Source organism: Hydrogenobacter sp. T-2, assembly GCF_033971325.1.
Lineage (GTDB): Bacteria > Aquificota > Aquificia > Aquificales > Aquificaceae > Pampinifervens > Pampinifervens diazotrophicum.
Map to the genome: position 1 here is coordinate 321,024 of NZ_CP117180.1, position 15,153 is coordinate 336,176.

Sequence of the window (15,153 nt, forward strand, 5' to 3'; positions counted from 1 at the left end):
GGGCATCTACTTTAATATCTAAATTACCTGCACTTTATACTTAGAGTGCTCAAAAGTAAGCTTGTATTTGTCTATTGCCTTGCCTCCCACTTCTGCAACAGGATACATGAATTCGTTGAGAGATTCTACGCTGGACATGGGAGGCTTCAGCTTAAAGTCCCTTGCATAATTAAAAGCTACCCAGTGGACATCCCACTCGCCGAACATAAACTCTCTTATCTGTGCCACTTTAGGATGTCTTAGGTCAAGCTCTTCTTCAAGTATTAGCTTCCTTACGTCTGCAGGGTCTGCAGGTATCCATCTGCCCAGATAGAATTCTGCCCTGCAATGCTGTGCTTTTGTGGCGTCACCTTGAACAGAGGATATTCCCTTTGAAAGCTCAGAAGGCAACACCCTTATCCCAAATATTTCCCTTGCTGGTATACCAGAAGCTCTACATAGTGCGACAAACAGAGAGTTTATATCTGTGCACTTTCCGCCAAAATATCCACTTTCCAGCATACTCTTCACGTCTCCGACACCACAACCCAGAACTTTTGGGTCTCTAAAGGTGTTTTCTACAACCCAGTTATATATCGCCCTTGCTTTTTCTAAATCCGTCTTTGCTCCTTTTGTTATTTTGTCTGCGTATTCTTTAACTATACCATCTGTCTGTATATGTTCCGTTGGCTTGAGATAAAGAGCCACATCCTCTGGTATTTTTCTATTATTAGCAGGTATAGTTTTCCAATCTATCTTATCTCTATTCCAAATTTCTACATGGAAGCTCACCTCTGCAAAGTTTCTTTCTGAACCACCCTGAAATTCTAAATACAGAATAGGGGTCTTATAGATATTTTCCTCTGTCATAAGAATTCTGGAAGCATTACTCCTTACATCCACATCAACGAGCTTCTGATAGGAAGTGTTCATAGGAACTGGAATCCATAACCTAACGAGGTCTTTATAGGGTAATTCCGTGGAGTAGGTCAGCTTCAACGCCTTTTTATTTTGTGATGTCTTGCTTAAAACAGTGCCGATGGGCATAGCCATAAGCGTAATTCCACACATTGCTCCCTTAAGAAGCGTTCTTCTATCCATGGTTAACCTCCTTTAGTTTTTGGTTTCATGGCTTACTAATATAGAGCGACTTCAAGGACCTATCATCAGATTTATTCAAACAATCATCAAAAACCCTTTGAAAAGTTTGTAACTTTGTTACAGACAACAGAAAAGAGGCATCTCATAATTTAAACAGAACCCTTAAGGAGGTGCTGTCATGAAGAAACTTTTAGCTTTGGGAATCATGGCAGGTTTTAGCCTTGCCCTTGCAGAAGCCTTCAAGGTAGCTCCTGAGAAATACAGGAGCTGGAACCATGTAAAGAGTATGGTAATATTTGACCAGAAGCATCCCCTTTTTAACCCCTTCAGCGGTGTTCACCATGTTTATGTGAATGATAAGGGCTTGGAAACCATAAAGAAGGATGGAAAAAGGGTCTTTCCAGATGGAACGGTTATAGCCATAGTCTTTTACGAGCATGTGCTTGATAATGGTGCCTATGTAGAGGGTGCAAAGAGGATAGAAGCCTTTATGGTAAAAGATAGTAAGAAATACAAGGCTACCGACGGCTGGGGCTACTATGGCTACGATGGTAAGGGGAACAACTTGGTCAAGGACATGGCAAAGGACTGCCATGCTTGCCATGCTCAGGTAAAGGACAAGGACTTTGTCTTTTCTGTTTGGACTAAGTAAAGCTCAGGGGCGGGTTATCCCTGCCCGCCTTTTCAGGGCCTCATAGTCCTTAATAAATATCCTTCCTCTACAGACCTCTATAAGTCCATCCCTTTCAATGTCCTTTAGGACCCTACTTACCACTACCCTAACACTTCCCACATCTTTGGCAATATCTTCATGGGTCTTTTCAATAAACCCTCTTCCTTTAGCCTCTGAAAGCAGGTAATGTATAAGCCTTTCTTCTACCCTGTTTGATACCATTGAGTTGATTATCTCCATTACAGAAAGAAGGTTTTCTGAGAGGACCTTCATAAAAAGGCTTCTCCACCAGTGATTTTCTTCAAACCATCTGAGGGCTATTTCTTTAGGTACCATGAAAATAACGGAATCTTCTTCAGCTCTTGTGTAGGCTGGATATTCCCTCTTGGAGTAAACCGTAATCATAGCAAGCATGCACATCTGACCGGGCATCACCCTATAGAGGGTTAGCTCCCTGCCTGAGTTTGATATAAGGTAAACCCTTAGCTCACCCTCCTTCACAAAAGGAACTGCAGAGCATAGACTACCTTCAGAAAAAAGCAAAGACCCTTTATTAACTCTCTGAGGTGGAAACATGCCCTCCAAAAGCTTTTTTGTTTCTTCTATCCACATTGACTTAAAATATAAAACATGAAACCTATCTTTACCGAAAAAGCACCAAAACCTGTGGGACCGTATTCCCAAGCACTTGTGGCTGGTGGTTTTTTGTTCCTATCGGGTCAGATAGGCATCGACCCAGATACGGGAAAGCTCAGAGAAGGATTTACAGAGCAAGTTAAACAGGTGTTTGATAACATAGAGGCAATACTGCAGGCAGGTGGTGTGGATAAGAAAAGTGTAGTGAGAGTTGTGGTCTATTTAAAGGACATAAGCCTTTTCAAGGAGTTTAACGCCCTTTATGAGGACTTTTTCAAGGATGTCCCTGTCAAGCCTGTGAGGACAACCGTTGAAGTAAGCGGACTACCTCTTGACGCTCTTGTAGAGCTTGAGATTACCGCACTTGCCAAAGAAAGGACATGATACCCTCTGACCTTGAACCACCCTATGACGAGCTTGCGGAAAGGGCAGTCTTGGGTGCAATAATCGCAGACCCAGAGACCATGCCCACAGTGCTTGAGCATATCAGGGAGGAGGACTTTTATTTTGAAAATCACAAACTACTTTTCTCTTTGCTCTATAAGGTTTGGGAGGACAAGGGAAAGGACTGGGATGATATAGTTCTGAGAGAGTATATAGAGAAACGGGGGCTGAAGGAAAAGTTAGATATGGCTTTTATTTATTCTCTCGTTGAAGAGGCTGCTACTGGAAGCCTTCTTGAAGAAGCCATAAGAAGCGTAAAGGAAAAGTCTGGACTTAGAAAATTAATGGACCTATCTCTTAATGTGCTAAGGGGCATAAAAGAAGAGCCAGACCTTGAAAACCTCCTTGAACTCTTAAACACAAAGCTAATAGAAATATCCGAAAAACAGATAGTTAGCCATTACTGGCATATAAGGGATGTGGCGAGGGATGTTATTGACATTATAGAAAAGCACCGAAAGCAGGAAAAACTTATAACTGGTAGGGCAACGGGTTTTCTTGACCTTGACACTTTGACCACTGGTTTTCATCCCTCTGACCTTATCATAGTTGCTGCCAGACCGGGCATGGGCAAAAGTAGTTTTATGCTCTCTATGGCAATAAACATGGCGATGCAGGAAAAAGCTCCAGTTGTCATATACTCTCTGGAAATGAGCAAGGAACAGCTCGTTATGAGGGCTTTGTCTATGCTCTCTGGAGTCCCTCTTCAAAACATAAGGAGGGGTTTTGTAAACGAAGAGGATAGAAACAAGCTCATATCTTCTGCTCTTGACCTTTCAAGATGTGAAATATACATAGATGATACTCCCGGTCTTTCTACCACTGACGTGAGAATAAAGACAAGAAAGCTAAAAAAGGAAAAGGGTGTGGAAGTAGCCTTTATTGACTATCTTCAGCTCCTTAGACCTCCCACAAGAAGGTCTTCAAGGCAGGAGGAGGTGGCGGAGATATCAAGAAACCTCAAAGCTCTTGCAAAAGAACTTGCCATACCCGTGGTGGCTCTGGCACAGCTATCGCGTCAGGTGGAACATAGGTCAGACAAAAGACCACAGCTTGCAGACCTAAGAGAGTCTGGACAGATTGAGCAAGATGCGGACCTTATAATCTTTATCCACAGACCAGAATACTATAAAAGAAACCCATCACCAGAAGAGCAGGGAACCGCAGAGATAATAGTGGCAAAACAGAGACAGGGACCCACAGGAATCGTAAAGGTTGCCTTCCTAAAGGATACAGCCAGCTTTAGACCACTTATGGCAGGAGTATCTACCACCACAGAAGACTACGAACAGGAGTTGGAGGACTTTTCAGAGGATGAATTTGACTTGGACTTTTAGCTTATAATCTTCCTATGTTTAGTATGACCGGCTACGGCTCAGGAACTTTTGAAAATGAAGATTGGGCTGTTAACATATTCGTGAAAAGCCTAAACGGCAAGACTCTTGAGGTGTTTATAAAGTCAAACTACAACCTTATGTCCCTTGAATTTCTTGTGAGAAAACTGGTAAAGGAGTTTATCAGAAGAGGAACGGTCAACTTGCACATTGAGGTCAAAAGAAAGGGAATTATTGAACCCGTGAGCTTAGATGCCCTATTTAGAAACATAAACTTTTTTAAGATAATAAGGGAGAAGCTTAACTTAAATGTGGGGGATGACACCATCTTACACCTCGCTGCAAAGTTTTCAGAAGCTCCAAAGGAGGAGATAGACCCATCTCTTGAAGAGGCAGTTTCCTGTGCTTTGACGGATGCACTAAAGGAGCTTCTCAACAGAAGAGCGGAGGAGGGAGAACACATAAGGAAATATATGGAAGAGAGGCTTGTAAGTATTGAGGAGTTACTTCAGAAGATAATACAAAGCAGGGAAGAGGTTTACCAAAGGGTAAAAAAGAGGGTTTTGGAAAAGGCAAAAGAGCTTGGGCTTTCGGAAAACAACGCTTTGGTGCTCAACGAGATAGCTCTTATCCTCTCCAAAATGGACGTGGAAGAGGAGATAAGCAGGTTTAAAGCTCACCTTACCAAGAGTAGGGAGCTTTTTAGGTCGCAAGATGAGGTGGGAAGAAAGTTAGAGTTTCTCTTTCAGGAAATGCATCGGGAGATAACCACACTCTCCAATAAACTTCCAGACCTGTCGCATCTTGCGGTGGAGATAAAAACAGAAATTGACAGACTAAAACAGCAGGTGGCAAACGTGGAATAGTGATATAATATATATACCTTAGCGGGCGTAGCTCAGTGGTGGAGCGGCTGCTTGCCATGCAGCAGGTCGCGGGTTCGAGTCCCGTCGCCCGCTTTTAGGCAACGTGGCCGAGCGGCTAGGCGAGGGACTGCAAATCCCTTCTACGGCGGTTCAAATCCGCCCGTTGCCTTAGAAAAAAAGGTAGACTTAAGGAGGTTGTTCATGCCTAACACGAGGCAGGCTGAAAAGCGTATGAGAAGAGACGCAAAGAGGAGGATCAGAAACAGGTATCATCTATCAAAGATGAAGACCTATATAAGGAAATTTAGAAGGATGGTAGAGGCTAGTCAACTGGAAGAGGCAAAGCAGTTTCTACCTCAAGTTGTAAGCATCATATACCATACCGCATCCAAGGGTGTTATACATAAGAAGGAAGCAAGCAGAAGGGCTTCAAGGGTTTCTACCATTCTTAACAAGGCTCTTCAAAAGGTTCAAGGGTAGGTAAGCTAAGGGCTCTTTAAGCATAAGAAGGCATAGCCAATAGACAGCAACCGCAAGGGGTATTGAGTAGAGCACTCCGTAAGGGGATGGTTTTAGTAAAAGGACGGAAATACACATAACCAAGGTGGCAAAGATAGATTTCAACGCAGTTAGGAAGTAGGTTCTTATGTCTAAGTTTCTCTCTCTCCAAAAGTATAGCAAAAATCCAAAGCCTGTTATAGATGAGCTTGCAGTTCCAAGGGCAAGACCCACCACGCCGAGTTTGAGGACAAAGGCAAAAACAAAAGCAAAAAACCCTTCAGATAAAACTGCAAATAGAGAAGACAGCACTGGAGTTTTTGTGTCTCCTTTTGCAAAAAACACACTTGCCAATACCTTCTGAAGGGAAAAGAAAACGAGACCCAAGGAGTAAACCGCAAGCACTTTGCCTGCTACTGCTATGTCTTCCTCTAAAAACTTCCCCCTTCCGTAAAGTAAGGCTATTATCTGGTGCGAGAGCACCAAAAGACCTCCAGTGGCGGGAAGGGCAAGCAGTGTAATAAACCTAAAGGCGAGGGTGATGTTCTTCTTTGGGTCTTGTCCGCTTGCCAAGACAGAAAGCAAGGAGTTTGCCATACCCACAGACAAGGCACCCAAGGGAAGCTGGAATATCCTGTTGGCGTAATAGAGGTATGATATGGCACCCAATGCCAAAAAAGAAGCGAGAAAGGTATCTATAAAAAAGGAAAGTTGAGCAACACCAAATCCCATCAAAGCTGGGATAAGTCTCTTTAAAAGAAGGTTTAGGTCTCTGTCTCTTTTAAGCGTTGGCTGAGGTAGGAGCTTTTGAGAGACTACCGAAGGAAGGTGAAAAATTAACTGGGCAAAGCCCCCCGCTAAAACTCCTAAAACAAGAGCCATATAACCCAAACTGTGAGAAGCGAGTGCAATACAAAGAGCCATTACTATGTTAAAGACCGCCTGTGCAAAAGCAGGAACAAAAAAAACTCCCCTTGTGTTTAATACCGCCATAAAGAAGGCACTAAGTCCTACAAAAAAGAGATAGCTAAAGAGAAACCTTGCCATAAAGACCGCCAATTCAAAGTAGCTTTTACTTATTATCCCTGGAGCTATAAGCCTTATTATCCACTCCGCAAACAGAATGCCTGCAAGGGTTACCAAAAGATTAAAGAGCGTATAGTAGGTAAAGGTTGAATTGAGAAACTCCCTTTCCGTTCCTTCCCTTACCCTCTTGGCAAAGATGGGAACAAAGGCTGCGTTAAAGCCACCCTCTCCAAAGAGCCTTCTAAAGGTGTTGGGAAGCCTAAAAGCTACAAAAAAGGCATCTGTTATATGAGAAACGCCGAAATAGTAGGCTATTAGGGCATCTCTTACATAGCCTATAATCCTACTTAAAAGGGTGGCGATGGAGAAGGAAATGGAGTGCTTGAGTAATCCCATTTTTTCTACTAATGCCGGAGGCGGGAGTCGAACCCGCACGCCCTCACGGGCACTGCCCCCTCAAGACAGCGCGTCTGCCAGTTCCGCCACTCCGGCTTAGGAGTTATATTATACACCATGGCTTTAAATTTGCCAAGATTTTACGCCATAACAGACAGCAAAAGATACCCAGACATGTTCCAAAGGTTGGAGAAGGCTCTCAAGAAGGGTATAAGAATGGTTCAGCTCAGGGAAAAGGAGCTTTCTGGACTTGAATACTACCAGCTTGCAAAGAGGGTAAGAGAGCTTACGCAGGACTATGATGCGAAGCTTCTTATAAACGATAGGGTAGACATTGCACTGGCGGTGAATGCGGACGGAGTGCACTTACCAGAAAAAGGTCTGCCACCAAGCGTGGTTAAGAGGATAGCACCAAAGCTCCTCGTGGGATACTCCTCACACAGCCTTGAGCAGGCTCTCTGGGCTCAAGAAGAGGGTGCGGATTTTATAACCCTTAGCCCCATCTTTAAAACCCAGTCCCATCCAGAAGCTGAGCCTGTAGGTCTTGGTTTGCTAAAAGAGGTTTCTGAAAGGCTTTCTATTCCTATATACGCTCTCGGTGGGATTACATGGGAAAGGTTAAAGCTATGTTATAAAAACGGTGCTTACGGTGTTGCTGGTATAGGATTATTCTTTGACCATGTTGATAGTAATTGGGGGAGCAACGGGTAGCGGGAAGTCAGAAGTATGCTGTCTTTTAGCAAAAAGAATTGGAGGAGAAATAATTAGTGCGGATTCCATGTGCGTTTACAAACATATGGACGTAGGCACCGCAAAGCCCTTGGAATGTATGAAAGAGGTCAAACACTATCTGTTAGACATTATAGAGCCGGGAGGGCTTTTTGATGCTAAACTTTTTGAAGAGTATGCTCTTAGGGCTATAAGGGAAATAATAAACGGGGGAAAAGTTCCCATAGTATGCGGTGGGACTTATCTGTATATTCAAGCACTGCTCTATGGTATAGAGGAAACACCACCACCAGATTGGAAACTAAGGGAAAGGTTATACGAAATAGCCAAGGAAAAGGGAAGCGAATATCTCTACATTAGGCTCAGGGCTGTTGACCCACAATATGCGCAGAAAATATCTCCAAGGGATACAAGAAGAATAGTTAGAGCAATTGAAGTCTTCATAAACACGGGAAGACCATTTTCTTCTTTTCATCGCTGGAGCAAGCCGAGGTTTGACTTTATTGGATTTTATATCCGTTGGAGTTGGGAAAGCCTTTCTAAGAGGCTTGAAGAGAGGGCAAAGAGAATGCTTGAGATGGGTCTTATAGATGAGATTAAAAAACTTATGCAAATGGGCTTTGAAAACTTCCTTACATCGCCTCAAGCTATTGGCTACAAGGAGTTTATTCCTTGCATAAAAGGACAAAAACTTCTTGAGGAGTGCCTTTCCGAAATGCTAAAAAACACAAGGGAATATGCCAAAAGGCAGATAAGATGGTTTAGAAAACAGGGATGGCATGAGGTGGATATGGAAAGGCTTGGCACTTATAGTGCATTAGAAGAAGTTATTAAAATAATTGAACTATACAGGCAATAGCTCTACATTCTCATAAAGACCATGAAAGTTTGACTCTTTTACTGCTTTGTCTAAGATATAATCTCTTTAATAAGGTAGGAAAGAAATGAGAAACAGGGACTATAACAAGGAACTGGTTAAGAGAGGGGAAGTGCTCATTGACCTATCCCTTTTCGGAAGCCCGACCACTCCAGACACAAAGCCAAAAAGAGGAAGACCATACACATACCCAAAAGCACTCATATTCCTACTCTTGCTCCTAAAATTCTCCCTCAGACTACCATATAGACAGACAGAAGGATTGGCAAGAAAAATCTTTTCCTCCTTGGGCGTTACCATCCCCAACTTTAGAACACTGCATTATAGATTAACAAAAGAAGAGATAAACCTTGAAGACCTGCCACAGATAGAAAAGCTACAAGATGACTTTGTCATAGTGCTTGACTCAACTGGGTTAAAGGTCACAAACAGAGGAGAGTGGCTTAGAAAAAAGCATGGTAGGAGGACAAGGAAGGGATGGATAAAGCTACACGTAGCCTTTGACATAAATAGCAAGCAGGTGGTTAGTGTTGAAGTAACTGATGAGAAGACACATGATAGCCAGAAGGCAGAGGAGCTTGTAGAGACAGCAAGGCAGAAAGCTAAAGAGAAGTGCAAGAGAGTAGAGAAGGTAATAGCGGACGGAGGCTATGACACACACAGGATATTCAGGGACATGCATGAGAGAGGAATAGAGGCGTGTATATTGCCGAGGTCATCTGCGAGGATAAGTGGAAATATAGCGAGGGATAAGGTTATAAGGCTAATAAGGAGAAGTAAGAGGGTGTGGAAAGAAGCGAGTGGTTATGGCAAGCGATAGCTTGTAGAGAGCTTTTTTTCTGTATTCAAGCGATGGTTTGGCGAGTATGTAAGTCATGTAAAATTTGAGAACATAAGGAAGGAGGTTGTGTTTAAGGTATGTATAATAAATCTATTTCTTAATTTGGGAACTTAAGGTATATGTAATATTGTAATATAGTATAAACAGGAAGTGGAATTTTGATGGGAGTTTAAAATTTGCATTGTTGGACAGAGCAAATCTTTCAGCTTTTGCTCTTGCATCCTATATCTTTTAAACTCTCCTTTTCTATTGTTTGATGCTGACCTTACAGTTTGTGAAAAAGCAACAAGTAGAAGTTCATAGAAACCCGTTTTGTATAGCTCTTCTAAGTTTTCCAAGGGCTTCAATTACCTGTGGTTTAAACCAATATTCCATGTTTTTCACCTTAGGCACCTCTGGATTGCTTGTCATAGCTTCTTTTATAATGGTATCTGTGGGAACATGAATGTCTAAGTTGGAAGACCTAACCTTTGCTATGAGTAGAGCCAAAGGGTTTATGTCAATACCCATAGCTTTTTTACCTGCCCTTATAGCCTCGCAAAGAGATACGCCACTACCGCAAAATGGGTCAAGCAAAACTTTTTTGTGTCTGCCAAACTTTTCTATAAGCTTTCTGACAAGCATATAGTGAAGCATAGCAGGGTAGTCATGAATTCCGTATCTGCCCTCGCCTGCCCTATAGCCTACAAAATCCCAAGAAACCATCCTAATCTTGTTATTCGTGCTTAACATCTAAACCTCCGTTCCACCCAAGACCATTGACCTTATTCTCAAGGTAGGTTGTGCGTCCGTTACTGGCACGCCCTGTCCATCCTTTCCACAGGTTCCTATGCTCCACCCCAAGTCATGACCTACCGCATCCACATCTATAAGAGCCTTTGGACCGTTGCCTATCAAAGTTGCTGACCTTATGGGATAGGTTATTTTCCCATTTTCTATCATATACCCTTCCATAACCTCAAAGACAAAGTCTCCTGTGACCGTGTTAACCTCACCTCCACCCATCTTTACCACTAAAACACCCTTCTTCGTGTCCGCTATTATATCCTCTGGGTTGTCCTTGCCTGGTGCTATATAGGTGTTGGTCATTCTTACAATGGGAATGTGAGCGTAGCTTTGTCTTCTGCCGTTTCCAGTGGATTGCCTGCCTTCCTTCATAGCGGTTAGTCTATCATACATATAGCCTACAAGATAGCCTTCTTGTATAAGCACTGTCTTTTGTGCCTGCACACCCTCGTCGTCCACCGTAAAAGACCCATTGTAGCCTTCAAGGGTAGCGTCATCTATTACCGTTATAAGCTCACTTGCTACCTTTTGACCTATCTTGTTCTTGTAGATAGACAGACCCTTTTGAACTAAGTCTGCCTCAAAGCCATGCCCAACCGCTTCGTGTATCATGGTCCCTCCCGCCTGACCTGAAAGCACCACTGTAAAAGGACCTGCGGGTGCAGGCTTTGCCTTGAGCATAAGCAATGCCCTTTCCGTTGCCTTTCTTGCTATCTCCTCCGGGCTTGTCCTTTCAAAAAGCTCAAAACCTCCCATTATGCCGGTGGACTCATACCCCCTCTGCATAAGTCCATCTTCTTGAGCGACCACATCCACGAAAAAGACCACCCTCTTTTGTATGTCCTCTGTGGTCTCCCCAAGACTGTTTATAACCATTATCTCCCTTGAGCGGTCCAAGAGGACCACAGTTACTTGCTTTACCTTGTTTCCATAGCTTCTTGCCTTTTCGTTTACCCTGTAGAGAAAACTCGCTCTGTAGTTTATATCTACCTCATCTGGGTCTATAGTCAACTTCGTCCAACCTCTTATGTATCTCTGACCCACCTTTATAGCTCCGTGTCCTGAACCCCTTGCGAGGGTCCTTACTATCTCCATTAGATTTTCAAAGGTAGGCTCTGTAGTGTATCCGTAATAGGTTTTGCCACCCTTTATAAGCCTTATACCCACACCCTCATCAATACCCCATTGAACCTTATCTATTTTGTTGTCCTCAAGTTGAACTCTACAAAGCCTCACCCTCTCGTAAAAGATCTCTCCGTATTCTCCACCCTGAGAGAGTAAATTAGAAAGTAGATAGCCTGATTTTTCCTTTAGCATTTCCTTGACCATTTTGAACCTCCAAAGGTTTAAAAATATATGCTAAAATCATATACCATGGGAGTGAAAATTGACATAAACAGCGTGCAAAGGGATATGTTTATTGAGCATAATGGTATGCCCCATAGGGTGCTTGACTACGAACACGTAAAGCCCGGTAAAGGTCAAGCCTTCGTAAGGATAAAGGCTAAGAATATGCAAACGGGTAATGTTATTGAGATTACCTACAAGTCCTCTGATGCCATTGAGCTTGCGGACTTTGAGCAGGTCTTTGCGGAGTATTCCTACTCTGACGGAGACTACTACTACTTTGTAAGCCAAACTACTTATGAGATGGTCCCTGTTTCTGCGGACAATATAAGAGAGGAGACCAAGTTTCTCAAAGAGGGTATGACAGTGGTGGTCTTCTTCTACAAGGGACAGCCCATAGGTATTGAACTTCCAAAGCAGGTGGAGCTTGCGGTGGTGGAAACAGAGCCAGCCTTTAAAGGAGATACCGCAGCGGGTGGTTCTAAACCTGCCAAGTTAGAAACGGGTGCGGTGGTGCAAGTGCCCTTTTTTGTAAAGGAAGGAGACATAGTAAAGGTGGACACCCGCACCGGTGCATACATAGAGGTGGTAAAGAGAGCCTAATGGATAAGGATTTTGTAAAAGAGATAATAAACCTTGTAAAGGGTAGCGACATAAAACAGCTCACCATAGAAGCGGAAGGTTTCAAGCTATTCATAGAAACCCACCAAAAGGAAATACTTCAAAGGGTAGAAAATGCTCCAAGAGAAGTCCGCTATCAAGAGGTAATACCACCTTCAGAGGATGTCCCTCAGGAAAACCTGCATGTGATAAAAAGTCCGCTTGTGGGCACCTTTTATAGGTCTCCATCTCCTGGTGCACCTCCCTTTGTAGAGGTGGGTGATACAGTGTCTCCAGGTCAGGTGCTCTGTATAATAGAAGCCCTAAAGGTTATGAACGAGATAGAGAGCGATGTGAGAGGCAAAGTGGTAAAGATACTGGTGGAAAACGGAGAAACGGTGGAATACGGTCAGCCTCTCTTTATAATAGATACCAATGTCTAATATGGAAGAGAAAAGGGTCAGCCTAAGACTTTCCGAACTTGAACACACATACGTAGGAAAGACCTCTTATGGTGAGCTTCTGGTAGGAGAACATGGCTACAAGCCTATGGAGCTTCTTCTTCTTGCCCTTGCGGGTTGTAGTGGTGTGGATGTGTCGCACATACTCAAAAAGAAAAGGCAAGAGGTAAAAGACATACAGATTGAGGTGGTAGGCATAAGGAGAGAAGAGCATCCAAGAGTATACGAGAAAATACAGGTCAAGTATAGGGTTTATGGTAAAGGCGTAAAAGAAAAGGCGGTAGAAGAAGCCATTAGGCTTTCAGTAGAGAAATACTGTAGCGTGTATGCCATGCTAAAGGAGTCTGCCAACATAGAAGTTTTCTTTGAGGTGCTTAATGAGGCTTGAAAACCTTTGGAAAAAGGGCAAAAAAGCCTTAGTGTCCTATATGATGGTGGGTTATCCAGACTATGAGACTTCTATGAAAGCCTTTAGAACCCTTCTGAGAGAGGGGACAGACATATTGGAGATAGGTTTTCCCTTTTCTGACCCTGTGGCGGATGGACCTACCATACAGACCGCTCACGAGTTAGCCTTAAGGGAGGGTATAAGCTCTAAGCATGTCTTTGAGCTCTCTCAGAGGCTAAGAGAGGAGTTTCAAGAAAAGCCCTTTCTCCTCATGACCTACTATAACCCAATATTTCGCATGGGTCTGGAAAATTTCTGCAGAAGGGCAAAAGACAGTGGAATAGATGGCTTTATAGTCCCTGACCTGCCACCAGAGGAAGGAATTGAGCTAAAAGGTGTTTGTGAAAAACTTGGTCTTTCTGTGGTCTTTCTTGCATCGCCCACAAGCACAGAAAAAAGGCTCAAGCTCATATGCGAGAAATCAGACCATATGGTTTACTTTGTATCCTTGACTGGCACCACGGGTGCAAGGGAAGAGCTTCCCATACAAAGGCTTAGAGAGAGCCTAAGCCTCTACAGGTCTGTTTGTAAAAAGCCGGTGGTGGTGGGCTTTGGCATTTCAAAATCAGAGCAGGCGAGGGAGATTGCGAGCTTTTCGGATGGTATTGTGGTGGGTAGCCATTTTGTCAAGCTCGCAGGAAACAAGGACCTTGAGGGTCTTTCAAGGAGCGTAAAGGCGATAAAACAGGCTATAGAAGGCTTGGGATAGTTAAGTTAAAATATTAAACCTATGTTTTTCTGGAGGAAGACAGAAGAAGAAAAGCTTGCGGAAAGGGGCGACAAGAACGCCATACTGACCCTAATAGAAAAGGGCAAAAAGGACAAGGCTATTGAGATATTGGAAAGGTTTAAGGAGAACCCAGAGCTAAGAGGCTTGTTATTCAGACTATACATGGAGGAGGGCAAATACTACTATGCTTACCAGCTTATAGAACACTATGACCCTGAGCTTGCAACCGCCAAAGAAAAGGCTCTTATATATGAGAGGGTGGGAGAGTTAGAAAAGTCCGCCACAGAGTATGCAAAGCTGGGAGATTGGGAGAGTTTAAAAAGGGCAGGTCTTTTGCTCTATGAGGCAAAAAAGCCAGAAAGGGCTCTTGAACTCTTAAACCGTTCTCTAAAACTTGCACCAGCCCTTAAAAGGCAGGAGGTAGAGGAGGTCATAAGAAGGATACAGGAGGAGCTAGGTCTTATACAAAGGGAGAGCTTTCTGGAAAAGCTCAAAAAGGGTCTGAAAAAGACAAAGGAAGCGGTAGAGTTTGGCATACTCTTTGCAGGTAGGAAGATAGACGAGGAGCTCTTTGAAGAGCTTGAGGAAAAACTCATTAAGGCTGACGTGGGTGCTAAGGTCTCTCTGCAGATGGTGGAGGAGCTAAGAAAGGAAGCCATAAGGAGAAATCTCAAGACCTCAGACCAACTGGCTGGACTTTTGAAGGGTCTACTTCTTTCACAGATAAGTAAGTGTGAGGGCACGCTCAAGGAGCCTCACGAAGGGATAACCCTCTATCTCTTTCTTGGTGTAAACGGCTCAGGAAAGACAACTACCATAGGAAAGCTTGCCTACAGGTTTGTAAAGGAAGGTAAAAGGGTTCTCCTCGTGGCGGGAGATACCTTTAGGTCCGCCGCTATTGAACAGCTTGAGGTGTGGGCTCAGAGAAGTGGTGCGGACATATTCAAAAAGCACGAAGGTGCAGACCCCGCTTCTGTAGTATACGAAGCCTTGCAAAAGGCTACCTCGGAGGGTTATCAGGTTGTGCTTGTAGACACCGCTGGCAGGCTTCACACAAAAGAGCCTCTTATAAGAGAGCTTAGGAAGATAAGGGATGTGATTAAGAGGTTTTTACCGCAAGAGCCTACAGAAACTCTGCTCGTGTTGGATGCAACCATCGGTCAAAACTCCATACAACAGGCAAAGGTTTTCAAAGAGGCGGTTGAGGTAAGTGGACTAATTCTCACAAAGCTTGATGGCTCTGCCAAAGGTGGTGCAATAGTGCCCATATGTAGGGAGCTTGGCATTCCAGTAAAGCTCATAGGTGTAGGCGAAGGCATAGAAGACCTACAGCCCTTCGTGGCGGATGCCTTTATAGAAGAGTTAATCTCTTAGGAGGTAG

The 15,153-nt window shown here is 43.6% G+C and carries 17 protein-coding genes, 3 tRNA genes and 1 pseudogene; 15 read left to right on the forward strand and 6 right to left on the reverse strand.

Going from position 1 to position 15,153, the window contains the following annotated elements:
* Positions 1-18: 18 nt before the first annotated feature.
* On the reverse strand, positions 19-1,080 hold the full coding sequence (locus IAE16_RS01905; protein ID WP_323701025.1) for a transglutaminase family protein: 1,062 nt from the start codon (positions 1,078-1,080) through the stop codon (positions 19-21).
* Positions 1,081-1,258: 178 nt separating this feature from the next.
* On the opposite strand from IAE16_RS01905, the gene IAE16_RS01910 reads away from it, so the two are divergent.
* Positions 1,259-1,732, forward strand: coding sequence for a cytochrome P460 family protein (locus tag IAE16_RS01910; RefSeq protein WP_323701026.1), 474 nt, complete (start codon positions 1,259-1,261; stop codon positions 1,730-1,732).
* Between the two features lie 3 nt (positions 1,733-1,735).
* Here IAE16_RS01910 and IAE16_RS01915 read toward each other — a convergent pair whose 3' ends face one another.
* Positions 1,736-2,365 carry a Crp/Fnr family transcriptional regulator gene (locus IAE16_RS01915; RefSeq protein ID WP_323701027.1) on the reverse strand — a complete coding sequence of 210 codons (630 nt, stop codon included), beginning with the start codon at positions 2,363-2,365 and terminating at the stop codon, positions 1,736-1,738.
* A gap of 18 nt (positions 2,366-2,383) precedes the next feature.
* Here IAE16_RS01915 and IAE16_RS01920 point away from each other — a divergent pair, with 18 nt between their 5' ends.
* From IAE16_RS01920 to rpsT, 6 genes are all read left to right on the forward strand, one after another.
* A complete protein-coding gene (locus IAE16_RS01920) occupies positions 2,384-2,773 on the forward strand; it encodes a RidA family protein (RefSeq protein WP_323701028.1) in 390 nt (129 codons plus the stop codon).
* Complete coding sequence (gene dnaB, locus IAE16_RS01925; RefSeq protein WP_323701030.1) at positions 2,770-4,170, forward strand: replicative DNA helicase; 1,401 nt, start codon at positions 2,770-2,772, stop codon at positions 4,168-4,170. Before IAE16_RS01920 ends, dnaB begins: the two co-directional genes overlap by 4 nt.
* Before the next feature lie 14 nt (positions 4,171-4,184).
* Positions 4,185-5,033 (forward strand): YicC family protein, encoded by an 849-nt coding sequence (locus tag IAE16_RS01930; RefSeq protein WP_323701031.1) that lies wholly within the window; start codon positions 4,185-4,187, stop codon positions 5,031-5,033.
* 21 nt (positions 5,034-5,054) lie between these two features.
* Positions 5,055-5,126: transfer RNA gene (locus IAE16_RS01935), tRNA-Gly, on the forward strand.
* 4 nt (positions 5,127-5,130) lie between these two features.
* A tRNA-Cys gene (locus tag IAE16_RS01940) sits at positions 5,131-5,202 on the forward strand.
* 32 nt (positions 5,203-5,234) lie between these two features.
* A complete protein-coding gene (rpsT, locus tag IAE16_RS01945) occupies positions 5,235-5,513 on the forward strand; it encodes a 30S ribosomal protein S20 (protein ID WP_323701032.1) in 279 nt (92 codons plus the stop codon).
* Here the strand turns inward: rpsT and murJ are convergent.
* Both murJ and IAE16_RS01955 read right to left on the reverse strand, forming a co-directional pair.
* Positions 5,463-6,953 (reverse strand): murein biosynthesis integral membrane protein MurJ, encoded by a 1,491-nt coding sequence (gene murJ / locus IAE16_RS01950; protein WP_323701033.1) that lies wholly within the window; start codon positions 6,951-6,953, stop codon positions 5,463-5,465. The two genes, rpsT and murJ, sit on opposite strands and share 51 nt — an antisense overlap.
* Before the next feature lie 12 nt (positions 6,954-6,965).
* A tRNA-Leu gene (locus IAE16_RS01955) sits at positions 6,966-7,049 on the reverse strand.
* Positions 7,050-7,070: 21 nt separating this feature from the next.
* Between IAE16_RS01955 and thiE the strand changes: the two genes are divergently transcribed.
* The 3 genes and pseudogenes from thiE to IAE16_RS01970 all read left to right on the forward strand — a co-directional run bounded on the left by thiE (position 7,071) and on the right by IAE16_RS01970 (position 9,514).
* Complete coding sequence (gene thiE / locus IAE16_RS01960) at positions 7,071-7,664, forward strand: thiamine phosphate synthase (protein WP_323701034.1); 594 nt, start codon at positions 7,071-7,073, stop codon at positions 7,662-7,664.
* A complete protein-coding gene (miaA, locus tag IAE16_RS01965) occupies positions 7,633-8,541 on the forward strand; it encodes a tRNA (adenosine(37)-N6)-dimethylallyltransferase MiaA (protein WP_323701035.1) in 909 nt (302 codons plus the stop codon). Before thiE ends, miaA begins: the two co-directional genes overlap by 32 nt.
* A gap of 85 nt (positions 8,542-8,626) precedes the next feature.
* Positions 8,627-9,514 (forward strand): annotated as a pseudogene (locus IAE16_RS01970) (IS5 family transposase).
* Positions 9,515-9,697: 183 nt separating this feature from the next.
* Here the strand turns inward: IAE16_RS01970 and IAE16_RS01975 are convergent.
* The gene (locus IAE16_RS01975) at positions 9,698-10,132 is read right to left on the reverse strand and encodes a DNA methyltransferase (RefSeq protein WP_323701036.1); all 435 of its coding nucleotides are present in this window, start codon (positions 10,130-10,132) and stop codon (positions 9,698-9,700) included.
* Complete coding sequence (locus tag IAE16_RS01980; RefSeq protein WP_323701037.1) at positions 10,133-11,515, reverse strand: TldD/PmbA family protein; 1,383 nt, start codon at positions 11,513-11,515, stop codon at positions 10,133-10,135.
* A 45-nt stretch (positions 11,516-11,560) separates the two neighbouring features.
* Here IAE16_RS01980 and efp point away from each other — a divergent pair, with 45 nt between their 5' ends.
* Genes efp through ftsY form a run of 5 tightly spaced genes read left to right on the forward strand, consistent with a single transcriptional unit; the run spans position 11,561 to position 15,146 of the window.
* Positions 11,561-12,136 (forward strand): elongation factor P, encoded by a 576-nt coding sequence (gene efp / locus IAE16_RS01985; RefSeq protein WP_323701038.1) that lies wholly within the window; start codon positions 11,561-11,563, stop codon positions 12,134-12,136.
* Complete coding sequence (gene accB / locus IAE16_RS01990) at positions 12,136-12,576, forward strand: acetyl-CoA carboxylase biotin carboxyl carrier protein (protein WP_323701039.1); 441 nt, start codon at positions 12,136-12,138, stop codon at positions 12,574-12,576. Before efp ends, accB begins: the two co-directional genes overlap by 1 nt.
* Position 12,577: 1 nt before the next feature.
* A complete protein-coding gene (locus tag IAE16_RS01995) occupies positions 12,578-12,982 on the forward strand; it encodes an OsmC family protein (RefSeq protein ID WP_323701040.1) in 405 nt (134 codons plus the stop codon).
* A complete protein-coding gene (gene trpA / locus IAE16_RS02000; RefSeq protein WP_323701041.1) occupies positions 12,972-13,751 on the forward strand; it encodes a tryptophan synthase subunit alpha in 780 nt (259 codons plus the stop codon). Before IAE16_RS01995 ends, trpA begins: the two co-directional genes overlap by 11 nt.
* 21 nt (positions 13,752-13,772) lie before the next feature.
* Complete coding sequence (ftsY, locus tag IAE16_RS02005) at positions 13,773-15,146, forward strand: signal recognition particle-docking protein FtsY (protein ID WP_323701042.1); 1,374 nt, start codon at positions 13,773-13,775, stop codon at positions 15,144-15,146.
* Positions 15,147-15,153 lie beyond the last annotated feature (7 nt).